Here is a 12,627-nt window from a genome sequence, read left to right as displayed (position 1 = left end):
GGGTTTCGTTCCGAAACCCCACTCTGACCCCGGTTTGCCGACCTCGGTTTCCGTCTACTTGATCCTCGGCAACACCGCCTCGCGGCCGTAGCAAAGATCCACGACTGCCCGCAGAAAATCATTGGTCGGGATGCGTTCGCCGTTGGTCGAATATGCGATCGCCACACCGTCGCTCGGGTTGTAGATCACGCGTGAGTGCGAGCCGAGAACGTCGCCACCGTGACCTAGAAAGCGATTCTCGCCGTAGGTGAACTCGGCCAGGCCGCGTCCCCAGCCGCTGCCAGCCGGCCGCGGCTGCATCTGCTCCACGGTCTCCCTGCGCAGCAGCCTGTACTCGAACAGTGCGGTGATCAGTACATTCAGGTCGTGTGTGGTGGCAGCGATGTCACCAACGCCGATCACGTTGGAGTACACGATCTCCTTGATCTCCCGCCATTGCCCGGCGAATGCATAGGACTTGAAGGTGTTGCCGGGATGGGAGCGCGTGGAAGCGAAGTTGCGAAGGCCAAGAGGGGCTGCGATCTCCTGCGCGACGATGTCGTGGTAGTCGCGCCCGTACACCTGCTCGAGGATCATCCGCAGCAGGAAGTAGGCGGAGTTGGAGTAGGCAACGCGTTCGCCAGGTTCGAATGCAACGCCTTGCGTTCGTATCTCCCGCAGGATTTCATCCTGGTTTAGCGGATCAACTACCCAGACCTGGCCATTCCTGATCGCGAAGTTGCCAAGGCCGCTGGTGTGCTCCAGCAGGTTGCCGATGCTTATCTGATGTGAGGAAGGCATGTCCGGAAAAAAGCTGGACAGCCTGTCATCCAGGCGCAGGCGCCCATCTTCGATCAACTTGAAGGCCAGGATCGCCGTGACCATCTTGGTCACGGAAGCGATCTGGTATCTGCTGTTCTCATCGTAGGCAACACCAGGCAGATTCTGCTGCCCGAAGCGCCTGGCATAGACCTCGCGGCCGCCCCTGAAGATGGACAGGCTGCCAATGCCGCCATTGTTGTCCTCGACATGGTTGATGAAATCATCGAGCTTTTCTGCATGCACTTCCGCATGCACTGCTTGTGACGATCGCGGTTGCGCCTGCGCCAATAGCGGAAGCGCCAAAGCCGGAAGAAGCATCAACAAGGCAGCCAGTCTCTTCATTTCGCTCGCGTCTGTTCAATCATTCAAGGGCGGTGGCGGCACGGCACTGCGATCAGTACCCGCTGCGTGACAGCGATGGTGAGGGGTTACCTGCGCTTCGCGTTGTGCTGGCAGCAGTCCCACGGAGCCGGCAGTTCAACGCCTGCCTGCAATGTCCCTGATCGCGTCGGCAACCGCTGCCGGGTTCTCGCGGTGGATGTTGTGGCCGGTGACGAAGTAGCGGTGGAAACCACGGTTGAAGGTGCTGAACAATGCGGCGTGCTGCGCCTTCCACAGCGCTTTGCCGGCAGCTGTTTCTTCGAGAACGAAGGGTTCGGCGGCGACCTGCGTGGCGGTGAGCAGCGCGACCGGTAGATCCGGCATGGTGCTTGGCGTCTGCGCGTCAGGCGCATCCAGCTGGGTGATCAATGTCCGGTAGTCGGCGGCCATGGGCGGCGGCAGCATGCCCAGCAGGGCGGCGTCATCGGCCAGTACGCGTGCTGCATCGGCCTGCTTGAACGCGTGTCGCTGACCCAGTGTGGCCGGGTCAACGAGGACCAGCGCCTGCAGTTGTTGCGGATGGCGGCGTGCGAACTCGGTGGCCAGCAGTCCACCATACGAATGGCCGACCAGCACGACCTTCTGTCCACCGGCGAGGTCACTGATCACGGCACCGAGGTCAACGAGGTGAGCATCGATGTCCTTGGGCGTTCCATCGCTTCCCGACTTGCCAAGCCCCGCGCGTGAATAGCTGATGCTGCGGTAGTCGGGGCCGAGCGCAGCGATCACGTCATTCCAGGTGTCCTTGCCCTGGCCGAAGCCCGACTCGAAGACCACCGTGACCGACCCGGCTCCCGACTGCTCGGCGCTCAGCTTGTAGGTGCCGCGATCCACCATCACTTCGGTGGCCTGGGCCAAGCTGGCGGCAGCCAGCAACGTTGCCAGCAGCCATACCTTCAATTTGCCTGTGCTCATGGGCTCCCCTGGATGTTGATGTTGTTGGGCCCGCCGTGCTCATGCAGCAGGGCGGGCGCATGCGCCGGTCCATGCCGCGTTTAGTTTGCGGTGTGTTGATACTATAGTTAGGTATAACACCTATCATCCCTGCCAGAAGTCATGCCGGTCCGCACAGGCAGGGGCGGCCTCGCTGGGCGGGGAGTTGGGCGGCGCAGGAAGGGGCGTCCCGCGCGCTGGTTCACGTATCCGGATCCATCGGCAGCACATGGACGAAGCGCCCGGTTTTCACCGGGCGCTTCATCATGCAACTCAGGCGGGCAGCAACGCGGCGCTCAGCTTGCCGGCGTCTTGCGTTTCCCGCTCCATGACTTGCTGACGATCATCCAGTTGCCGTCGATCTTCGCCAATGCCAGGTAATCCGAACCATCCCATGTCGGATAGTCGAGCGTGAGCTTGACCACGGCCGCGCTGTCGGTGACATCCAGGATCCGGTATTGGCGGTGACGTTGCGCCTCATCCGGCGCTGGCTTGCCGGGAAACCCTTTGGCCCATTCTTCCGTGGTCTCCATCACGACGGCGCCGCGATTGGACGAATAGCCGATAACCACGCCGTCCTTCCGCAGTACGCCGCTGAGCAGGTTGGCGTCGCCTGCTTCGAAGCCGCGCAGCAGGGTCTGCATGGCGCGATCAACTTCGGCATGTTCGTTGCTTTGTGCCATCAGCGAGGTTGGGAGCAGAAGCAGTGCTGCGGCGAGAACGGTGGATCGGATTGATGTGTTCATGGGTTTCCTGGGGAGTGTGGGTTGTTGATGTGCGTGGAGTTGGATGGGGTCTGGTCGCTCAATCCCTCCTGGCGGGGCTGGTTTGCGGGTTGGGAAGCTTGCGCAGCGCATCGACCACGGCTGCAGCCAACGGCGCGGCGGAGGCATAGTTCTGGCCCGTCATCACGCGGCCGTCGACTTCGATGTAAGGCGCGTAGCCGTCGACGGCATGGAACAGTCCACCACGGGCTTGCACGGTCTGCCGGATCAGGAAGGGGAATTCCTTGAAGTAGGCGGCGTCGCGATCCTCGTGTTCTTCCGGGTAGCCGGTAATGCGTTTGCCGGCGAGCAGGCTTTGGCCGCCGGTGAGTTTGAGGTTCACGATTCCGGCTGTGCCATGGCACACGGCCGAGACCACCCCGCCATTGCGTTCGTAGACATGCATGGCGATGTCCTGCAGGGCGCGGTTCTCCGCAACGCCGTACATGGCGTTGCTGCCACCGACGTAATAGACGGCGCGGTACAGGCCGGGGTCGATCTGCGCCGGTGTGGCGGTGTTGCGCAGGCCGCGCATGACGCGCTCGTCCTGCAGGCGCGATTCCACTTCCTTGCCCACGTAGGGGTCGAGGATGGGCACGTCGCCGCCGTCGGGGGTGACGAAGTCCACGGCATAGCCGGCGGCCTGGAACGTATCCCAGGCATGGACCACCTCGCCGAAGCTGATGCTGGCCGGGATGCTGGAGCTGCCGTGCACCTTGCTGCTGGCAAGGATGAACAGGATGCGTTGTTGCCCGGCCCGGTTGGTGTCGCCGAGGCCGTTGCTGGCGACAAGGTGATTGCTGCCGGCCTGTTGCGTAGACGGGTCAGTCGAGGACCGCCCCATGGCGGGCCCGGCGCTCGCGGCGGCATCGGAAATGCCGCCTTGCCATGCATATAGCAGCAGGATCAGCAGCGGTTTGAGGAGTCGATGTAAGGGCATGGCGCCGGCTCGTTGGGGTGAGCCTGCAGCCTATGTCTTCCCTTTTAAATCAATGTCTTGCTATGCAATTCCGGAGTGCTGGAATCAATTTCAGGAGTTTCCGGCAGCGGTGCGGAACGCCCCCGGCGGCAGGCCCTCCAGCTTTTTGAAGGCGGCGTGGAAGGTGGACATCGATTGGAAGCCAGCCTCCTCGGCGACCAGCTCAAGTGGCTTTGGCGGCAGTTGCAGCAGCAGCGATTTCGCTTCGATGACACGCAGTTGTGCCAGGTATTGCTTGAAGGAAGTCTGCTTGTTGTCGTTCAACAGCTGCGACAACCGGGTCTGCGGAATGCCGAGCCGGCGAGCAAGACGGGGCAGGGTCAGGCCCGGATCGAGATAGAGGCGCTCGCGTGCCATCAGGTCGGCCAGCGCCTGCAGCTGGGGTGCGGCTTCGTCGTCGGAAATCCGCCGGTCCTGGTAGGGCTCGATCGGCGCCTGGCCGGAACGCAGGCGCAGGTAGACCAGCACGCTCGCGGCCAGGAGGAAGGTGAAGGACAGCGCGCCGACGATGTAAGAGGTGTAGCCCGCGGTGAAATAGGCGGCCCAGATCAGCCACACGCCGAGCAACGCTCCCAGCAGCAACGCACCGGAAGGTGTGCCGGTGAGCTGGGCGCGTTGCCGGTACAGCAGTCCACTGGCCAACAGCAGGTAGCCCAGCCAGACATATTGGATGGCCGGGGTGATGGTATGCAGCCACAGCTCGGGATGGCCGGTGTAGGGCAGGAAGACGTTTACCCCGATGGCAATGGCCAGCAATGCGGTGAGGTGACAGCGGTCTGCCAGCCGTGGACCGGGAGTACCGGCCAGGCTCGAACGCAGTAGAAAGAACAGGCACGGCCCGATCATGAAGCAGGCGGTCAAACCCAGTTGCAGGAACACCCGGGGAATGTCCGGCCAGAAGTAATAAGCAACCGATTTGCCTGTGCGCATGCCCACGACCAGAATCAGCAGCGCCAGCCAGCGCTGGCTGGGCTCACCCTTGGCCCGCCACCACAGGAACGATGCGAGGACGGTGCCAATGAAGGCGCCGAGCATCGCAAAGAAGAACAGGAAGTGTTGGCTCAGCATTGGCGAAGTATTGAGAAAACCAATCCTTCGTCAAGTTGCGGAGGTCATGTGCGAGGCCAGTTAACGCCAGCAGCAGTGTGGGCCGGTCTTGCGTCGCAGGCCACAAGCAGCAGCCTGCGCGGTTGCCCATTCAATCGCCGTCATCGGCTTCTGGATGTCCGCGGCGATCAATGCTGATGGCGCACAGGAGCAGCGCAGCGGCTGCGAGCAGCGAGGTCGCCCAGAGCGTTCCGCTGAGGCCAAGCTGGTCCAGCACTCGCCCGCCTCCCCAGGCGCCAAGTGCGATGCCGGTATTGAAGACCCCCACATACAGCGCGCTGTTTACCTCAACTGCGCGTGGCGCTGCCTGCATCATCCAGGTCATCAGCCCGACCGATACCCCACCGTAGGCCAGGCCCCAGAGCAACAGCAGCGCGCCTCCCATGATCGGGGTGTCGCCGATGCAGAGGAACAGGACAGCCGTGGCCAGCAGGCCTGCGGCAATGGCCGTTACCGTGGCGGATACGTTGTGAGGGGCAAGGACGCCCACCAGGAAATTGCCTCCGACGCCGGCGACGCCATAGGCAAGCAGCAGCGCACCGATCCATGTGGCGCTCACGCCAGATACCAATTCAAGCAGTGGCCGGACAAAGGTAAAGGCCGCGAAGTGGCCGGCGACCAGCAACAGCGTCAGGACCAACCCACGCTGCACGCGTCGATTGCGCAGCTGCTGGGCGAAGTGGCGCAACTGCACCGATGCCGAGACGGGGAGCGGGGGAATCACCGCGAGCTGAAGCAACAGCACCGCTGTGCTCAGCAGCGCCATACCGACGAATGCCTTGCGCCAACCGAACATCTCCCCAACCCACGCGCTCAACGGAACCCCTAGCACGGAGGCGGCGGCGACGCCGCCGAAGATGATCGACGTGGCCAATCCAACACGTTGTGCGCAGACCAATCGCACCGCCAGCCCACCGGCGATTGCCCAGATCCCGCCCATGCACAGGCCTACCAGCAATCGCGCTGCCAGCATCCACTGCATGGTCGGCGCCCACGCAGACGCGGCATTGGCCGCCGCCAGCAGAGCCAACAGCACGCACAGGATGTAGCGTCGGTTGATGCCGCCTGCGGCAATCACCACCAACGGCGCGAACAGCGCTGCCAGCAGGGCCGGCACCGAGATCAGCAATCCGGCATTGCCGGTGGACGTACCAAGGTCATGGGCGATGGGCGTAAGCAGGCCGACCGGCAGCATCTCGGTGGTCACTACCGAAAAGGTTGCCAGAGCGACGGCGACAACGGCCAACCATGGATGGGCCACGGCGGTTGCCGTGGAGGATTGGGTTTGCATGGTCTGTTCCAGCGGTTGGGTGTTGGTGGTATCAACAGGCGTCGGCGGTGTGCTGCATGCAAGGCCGTAGGCGTCGGCCAATCCATAGCGACAGCAGCAACACGGCAGCACCAGCCCCCACGCTGATGGCGAAGCCTGTCCGGGCCCCGGCCAGATCCACGAGTTGCCCGGTTGCTGCGGCGCCGAGCGCTACGCCGATATTCAATCCGGCCAACAACCAGGTCATGCCCTCGGTGAGTTGCTGGTCCGGCACGGCGCGCTCGACCAGCGACATCACCACGATCATCGTTGGCGCGAAAAACATGCCGGCCAGCAGCACGCTTGCCGCAAGCGCTGGCAGGCTGGCCACCAGCAGCAAGGGCAGGGTGGTCAGTGCCGTTGCTGCGCCGCCCCATAGCAGCAGGCGATGCAACGGTGCATCGAATTTCAGCGCACCAAAAGCCAGTCCCGCCGCGCAGGAGCCCAGGGCATAGGCCGACAGCACGATGCTGGCTGCCAAGGGTTGGCCGATCAGCTCGGCGAAGGCCACGCTGGTGATGTCGATGGTTCCAACGATCATGCCCATTGCGACCATCAGCAGCGCAAGTAACCGTACTTCCGCCAGCGCCATCACCGACCGATTGGGCTGGCCTGCGGCATGCGGAACCAGCTGCGGTTGTGTCGCCCGCTGCATTGCAAGTGCAGCGGTGCCCACGGCCAGCAGCATCGCGGCCAGCAGCACGCCTGCCTGCGGGAACAGGCCGACGCAAAGGCCAACCGACAGCGGTGGCCCGGCGATGAAACTCATTTCATCGAACACCGTTTCCAGCGAATAGGCCGTCTGCAGTTGCGGCTGCCCACGATAGAGAGCCGTCCAACGGGCCCGGACCATCGCCGACATGCTGGGCATGCACCCGGCCAGCGCGGCGCAGGGAAACAGCAGCCAATCCGGCGCCTGCCAGTAGCTGGCAAGGAGGAGCAGCAGCATGCCGACAACGCTGGCGGCCGAAGCCAACGGCAAGACCGTTGCCTGGCCGTGGCGGTCCACCCAACGCGAGATCTGCGGTGAGGCCAGCGCATAGACCAGCACAAAGGTGGCCGAAACCGCGCCGGCCAATGCGTAACTGCCACGCAACTGCGCCAGCAAGGTGATGATGCCGATGCCGGTCATGGGCAGTGGCAGCCGGGCCAACAGGCCGGCCAGAGCGAAGCCGGAAGTACCGGGTGCAGCGAAGAGGGCGCGATAAGCGTTGGCCATTGGGGTCTCCGGAGCGCTGCGGCTTGCCAAGGCAATGGCTGGTCGCAACAATACATACGAGGTGTATGTAAAAGACTATATACATACGCTATGAATGTAAATAAACATACGAAACGTATGAAAGGAGATTGCCGTGGTCCGCCGCACCCGCGTTGAAATGGAGGCAACCCGCGCCTTGCTATTGGCCACTGCCCGCCGCGTTTTCGCCGAGAGCGGCTATGCGGATGCATCGATGGATGAGCTGACCGCACAGGCTGGGCTCACCCGAGGCGCGCTGTATCACCATTTCGGGGACAAGAAGGGCCTGCTGGCCGCAGTGGTCGAGCAGATCGATGCAGAAACCGATGCGCGGCTGCAGGCCATCAGCAACGCCGCAAGCGATCCCTGGCTGGGCTTCCAGCAACGCTGTCGGGCCTATCTGGACATGGCGCTTGAATCGGAGATCCAGCGCATCGTCCTGCGCGATGCGCGCGCTGTGCTTGGCGGGGCATCGCTGGATTCGCAACGGCATTGCGTGGACTCGATGCAGCGGCTGATCGAGGATCTGGTTCGCCAGGGCGTGATTGCCGAGGTGGACGCGCAGGCCTTGGCATCGCTGATCTACGGCAGTCTGGCCGAGGCTGCGTTCTGGATAGCGGAAGGGACCGATGCCGATGTCCGCCAGCGCAAATGCGCGGCTGCACTGGAACTGATGCTGCGCGGATTGACGCAGCGCTAGCGGAGTGCCGGCGGTGCCAACACGGGCAGGCGGGGGGGGACCTGGCCAGGCGTTGGCCCGCAATGCCGACGTTACGCTGGATGAAGCTGGCTCCGTGAGCCGGCCAATGTTCCCGGCTGATCCGGCCCGGTGATTTGCGCCGGGGAGGCTGCTTGACCATAATGCGAACTATTCTCATTTGTGGAGCGGCCTCGTCACCGAGGCGCTCCGTGTGCCGGGCAGGGGTCCGTGGCTGCAATCGAGTTCACCGCACATCGACAGATTGAAACCCTGTACGCCGATCACCATGGCTGGCTGAGCGGCTGGCTTCGGCGTCGGCTGGGCAACACCGCCGATGCCGCCGATCTCGCGCAGGATGCTTTCGTGCGCCTGCTGACGCGGCCGGTGCCGCTGGCCAGTGCGCCGCAGGCCCGCCAATACCTGCGCACCATGGCCAACGGCATGTGCATCGACCTGTGGCGGCGACGCGAGGTCGAGCAGGCGTGGCTGGACGCGTTGGCGGCAAATCCCGAGGCAGTGGAACCATCCGCCGAGGAGCGCGCCATCGTCATTGAAACCCTGTGCAGGGTCAGCGCGATGCTGGAAAAGTTGCCGGAAAAGGTCGCTTCGGCCTTCCTGCTGTCGCAACTTCATGGCCTGCGCTACCGCGAGATAGCCGAACGCCTGCAGGTGTCCGAGCGGATGGTGAAGAAATACATGGCGCGGGCGATGTTGCATTGTGTGCTGCTCGAAGCCGGTAGCGGTTGCTGAGGCATGCCATCGCCTTCCGCCGCTGCCGATCACGCCGCGCTGGAGCAGGCTGCCTGGTGGTACGCAACGCTGCTTGATGCCGAAGACGACGCCGAGCAGCAGGCGCGCTGGCGGCAATGGCTGCAGGAACCCAGCCATGCCCGCGCCTGGGCGCAGGTGGAAGCGGTCAGCCGCCAGTTCGCGCCCCTGCGCGGCGAGCATCAGCGCGGGGCAGCCGAAGCGGGTTTGAAGGCGGCGCGTCGGGTGAGCAGCAGCCGTCGTCGCGTTTTGTCGGGGCTGGCATCGTTGGCCACGCTTGGTGTCATCGGTTGGCAATACCCGCGCATCCGCCACGAATGGTTGGCGCGCACCGCGGACTACCGCACCACTACCGGCGAAATCCGCGACACCGGCCTCGCCGACGGCAGCCGTGTCTGGCTTGCCCCTGGCAGTGCGCTGGACGTGGACTACAGCCCCGAGCTGCGTCGCTTGCGGCTGCATGAAGGCGAGATCCATGTGCAGACCGCAGCCGATGCGCGGCGCGGCTTCGTGGTCGAAACCGCCGTGGCCAGGCTGCGTGCGCTGGGCACGCGCTTCAACGTGCGCTTGCAACAGCAGGCGCTGCAGTTGGCCGTGCTTGAAGGCGCGGTGGAAGTGAGGGCGGCGGGTTTGGTCAGCGTGGTCGAGGCCGGGCAACAGTTGCGCGTCGATGCTGCCGGCATCGGCCCGACCCAGCTTGCCGACCCGGGCATTGATGCATGGACACGCGGCATCCTGATGGCCGACCAGATGCCGCTTGCCGAACTGGTTGCCGAACTGTCGCGCTACCGGCCCGGCCATCTGGGCGTCGCACCGGAGATCGCCGCGCTGCCAGTAGCCGGCGTATTCCCACTGCGTGACCCGGACGCCGCCCTGACCATGCTCGAACGCAGCCTGCCGGTGCGCGTAAGCCGCAGCTTGCCGTGGTGGACGACGCTGGAACCGCGGCACTGATACCGGCTGCGGCGGCGTGCTGATGCCGGAGCGAGCCGGGGACGTTTTTTCCAGAAAGTGGTTCCCCTTTTTTCGCCCTCGTCCGATCAACAGGGAAAGCATCGCTATTTCCTGTCCCCACGTTCGAGAGAAATCCATGCATCGCCTCCATCACTCCCTGGCGCCGATCCACCGACAGCTGACGCTGGCGGTCTGCCTTGGCCTTGCCGTCGCCACCCTCGCTCCGCAGCAGGCAAGCGCGCAGCAGGCGTCCACCAAGCTGCAGCAGGCCAGGTCGTACACCATCCCGGCCGGGCCACTGACCAGCACGCTGAACCGCTTCGCGGGCGAGGCGGGCATCTTCCTGTCCGCTGCCGGCGAGCTGACTGCCGGCAAGCGCAGCCCTGGCTTGAATGGCAGCTACAGCGTGCCGCAGGCCTTGGATGCGCTGCTGGAAGGCAGCGAACTGGATTGGCGTATCGACGGCGACCGCGTCACCCTGCAGCGGCGTGCAGCCGCGTCTGCTGGCAGCACCGCCGCACCGGCAGCCACCGCTTCGCCGCAGACATCGACGCTGGCAGCGCTGCAGGTCAACGGCACCTACCTGGCCCGCAACAGCACCGCCACCGGCTTGAACCTGGACCTGCGTGAAACCCCGCAGTCGGTCAGCGTGATCACTTCGGCGATGATGGAAGACCGCAGGATCGAGAACCTGGCCGATATCGTCGAGCACACCACCGGCCTGTCGATCAGCCGCTACGAAAGCAACCGAGGCAGCATGTTCTCGCGTGGTTCCAAGATCGAGAGCTACCTGATCGATGGCGTACCCACCACCATCGACGAGCAGTGGAGCGCCGGCGAAATCCTCAGCAATACCGCAATCTACGACCGCGCCGAAGTGCTGCGAGGCTCGGACGGCCTGATGGTCGGTACTGGCAGCCCCTCGGCGGTCATCAATCTGATCCGCAAGAAGGCCGACAGCCGCGAATTCACCGGCAGTGCCGCCGTCGAGTACGGCCGCTGGGACAAGCGTGGTGTGACCGTCGACCTTGGCGGCGCACTGTCGCCCAGCGGCTCCACCCGCATGCGCGTGGCCGCCGACTACGACGAAGGCGACAGCCATATCGACCGTCTGCACAACCGCAGCCATGTGGTGTACGCAACGCTCGAACAGGATATCGGCGACAACACCTTGATCGCGGCGGGCATCAGCCAGCAGGACAACCATACCGACAGCCCGAGCTGGGGCGGCGCCCCGGCCTGGGCGCTGGGTGCCGACGACAAGGTCGAGCGCATCCGTGGCCTGCACCGCGGCCTCAACACCTCGCCGGACTGGTCGTACTGGGACAGCAGCTACCGCAACTGGTTCATTGACGCCGAGCACCGCTTCAACGCCGACTGGAAGGCCAGCGTGCGGGTCAGCCGTGGCCAGCGCGAGTCCGAGTCCAGGCTGGCGCTGTTCTATCCGTACCCGATCGACCCGAGCAACGGCAAATCGGTGATGGCGATGGAGCTGATGCCGGGCTTCGTCTACAAGTTCCCGGTGCCGGGTTATGCCGGTGTCTACTGGGTGGACAGCGACAAGGATGCCGCCAGTGCGCGCGTCGATGGCGGCTTCGACCTGTTCGGTCGTCATCACGAAGTGCTGGTGGGCTACGACCATTGGAAGGAGCGGGTAGTGGCCGACGGTGCCCCGGGTACGGTCACCATCGCCACCACGCCGAATGTCTACGACTACAACGGCAGCGCGCCGTTGCCGAGCTTCATCGCCCGCCAGAACTACAACAAGCGCGAGGTCACCCAGAACGCGGTGTATGCGGTGGGCCGCTTCTCGTTGGCCGATCCGCTGAAGTTGATCCTCGGCGCGCGCATGGTCGATTACAAAGTGGTCGACCTGAAGACGCCGGCCAACAGTTATTCGCTGGACAACGAAGTGGTGCCCTACGCTGGCCTGGTGTACGACATCAATCGCCAGATTTCCGCGTATGCGAGCTACACCAGCGTCTTCCAGCCGCAGAACTACCGTGATGCCGGCAACCGCCTGCTGTCGCCGATCGAAGGCAATACCTACGAAGTCGGCTTGAAGAGCGCCTTCCTGGACGGTCGCCTCAGCGCCACGCTGGCGCTATACCGCATGCAGCAGGAAAACGTCGCCACGTACGCCGGGCAGGTGCCGGAAGATCCGTCCAACCCGGGCGGTCCGATGCGTTCCAGCTACACCGGCATCGATGGCACGGTCAGCAAGGGCTTTGAAGCCGAAGTGGTGGGCGAGATCCTCGAGGGCTGGCAGCTCAGCGCCGGCTACAGCCGCTTCAAGGCCGAACAGGCCAATGGCAGCGACGTGAACACGGTGATCCCGCGCAAGCAGTTCAACCTGTTCACCAGCTACCAGTTGCAGGGCGCATTGCAGGGGCTGACCGTGGGCGGCGGCGTGCGCTGGCAGAGCCGCACGTTCGCCTGGCAACCGGCAGCGCAGGCGCTGGGCATTCCGGCATTGGAACAGTCTTCCTATGCCGTGGTGGATTTGATGGCGCGCTATCAGTTCACCTCGCAATGGTCGGCACAGCTCAACATCGGCAATGCATTGAACAAGTCCTACTTCGCGCCGACCGATGACGGCATGCAGTTGTTCTGGCAGGCACCGCGCAACGCCACCGTCAACGTCCGCTATACGTTCTGACTGCGCACCGCCATCCGGCAGAGGTGCCGGATGGC

General features: G+C 64.1%; 11 protein-coding genes. 4 read left to right on the top strand and 7 right to left on the bottom strand.

The window, feature by feature from the left end:
* Nucleotides 1-54: 54 nt before the first annotated feature.
* From QMX78_RS09470 to QMX78_RS09440, 7 genes are all read right to left on the bottom strand, one after another.
* The gene (locus QMX78_RS09470) at nt 55-1,143 is read right to left on the bottom strand and encodes a serine hydrolase domain-containing protein (protein WP_282268780.1); all 1,089 of its coding nucleotides are present in this window, start codon (nt 1,141-1,143) and stop codon (nt 55-57) included.
* 135 nt (nt 1,144-1,278) lie between these two features.
* Nucleotides 1,279-2,097, bottom strand: coding sequence for an alpha/beta hydrolase (locus QMX78_RS09465; protein ID WP_282268774.1), 819 nt, complete (start codon nt 2,095-2,097; stop codon nt 1,279-1,281).
* A gap of 314 nt (nt 2,098-2,411) precedes the next feature.
* Nucleotides 2,412-2,861 (bottom strand): nuclear transport factor 2 family protein, encoded by a 450-nt coding sequence (locus QMX78_RS09460; protein ID WP_282268773.1) that lies wholly within the window; start codon nt 2,859-2,861, stop codon nt 2,412-2,414.
* A 58-nt stretch (nt 2,862-2,919) separates the two neighbouring features.
* Nucleotides 2,920-3,819: a type 1 glutamine amidotransferase domain-containing protein gene (locus QMX78_RS09455; RefSeq protein ID WP_282268770.1), complete on the bottom strand. Its 900-nt coding sequence runs from the start codon at nt 3,817-3,819 to the stop codon at nt 2,920-2,922.
* A gap of 90 nt (nt 3,820-3,909) precedes the next feature.
* Nucleotides 3,910-4,926: a helix-turn-helix domain-containing protein gene (locus QMX78_RS09450; RefSeq protein ID WP_282268768.1), complete on the bottom strand. Its 1,017-nt coding sequence runs from the start codon at nt 4,924-4,926 to the stop codon at nt 3,910-3,912.
* Nucleotides 4,927-5,056: 130 nt separating this feature from the next.
* Nucleotides 5,057-6,256 (bottom strand): MFS transporter, encoded by a 1,200-nt coding sequence (locus QMX78_RS09445; protein WP_282268766.1) that lies wholly within the window; start codon nt 6,254-6,256, stop codon nt 5,057-5,059.
* A gap of 31 nt (nt 6,257-6,287) precedes the next feature.
* On the bottom strand, nt 6,288-7,493 hold the full coding sequence (locus QMX78_RS09440; protein WP_282268764.1) for an MFS transporter: 1,206 nt from the start codon (nt 7,491-7,493) through the stop codon (nt 6,288-6,290).
* A 133-nt stretch (nt 7,494-7,626) separates the two neighbouring features.
* Between QMX78_RS09440 and QMX78_RS09435 the strand changes: the two genes are divergently transcribed.
* The 4 genes from QMX78_RS09435 to QMX78_RS09420 all read left to right on the top strand — a co-directional run bounded on the left by QMX78_RS09435 (nt 7,627) and on the right by QMX78_RS09420 (nt 12,592).
* Nucleotides 7,627-8,211, top strand: a complete 585-nt coding sequence (locus QMX78_RS09435; protein WP_282268762.1) for a TetR/AcrR family transcriptional regulator — start codon at nt 7,627-7,629, stop codon at nt 8,209-8,211.
* Between the two features lie 228 nt (nt 8,212-8,439).
* Complete coding sequence (locus QMX78_RS09430) at nt 8,440-8,961, top strand: sigma-70 family RNA polymerase sigma factor (RefSeq protein WP_282268759.1); 522 nt, start codon at nt 8,440-8,442, stop codon at nt 8,959-8,961.
* A 3-nt stretch (nt 8,962-8,964) separates the two neighbouring features.
* Entirely contained in the window at nt 8,965-9,933 is a 969-nt protein-coding gene (locus tag QMX78_RS09425; protein WP_282268756.1) for a FecR family protein, read from the top strand.
* A 136-nt stretch (nt 9,934-10,069) separates the two neighbouring features.
* Entirely contained in the window at nt 10,070-12,592 is a 2,523-nt protein-coding gene (locus tag QMX78_RS09420; RefSeq protein WP_282268754.1) for a TonB-dependent receptor, read from the top strand.
* Nucleotides 12,593-12,627 lie beyond the last annotated feature (35 nt).

The sequence above is a fragment of the Stenotrophomonas sp. PS02298 genome (genome assembly GCF_029959445.1).
Taxonomy (GTDB): Bacteria; Pseudomonadota; Gammaproteobacteria; order Xanthomonadales; family Xanthomonadaceae; genus Stenotrophomonas.
The sequence above is the reverse complement of the archived record's forward strand: the minus strand, read 5'-3'. Positions and strand labels throughout refer to the sequence as shown.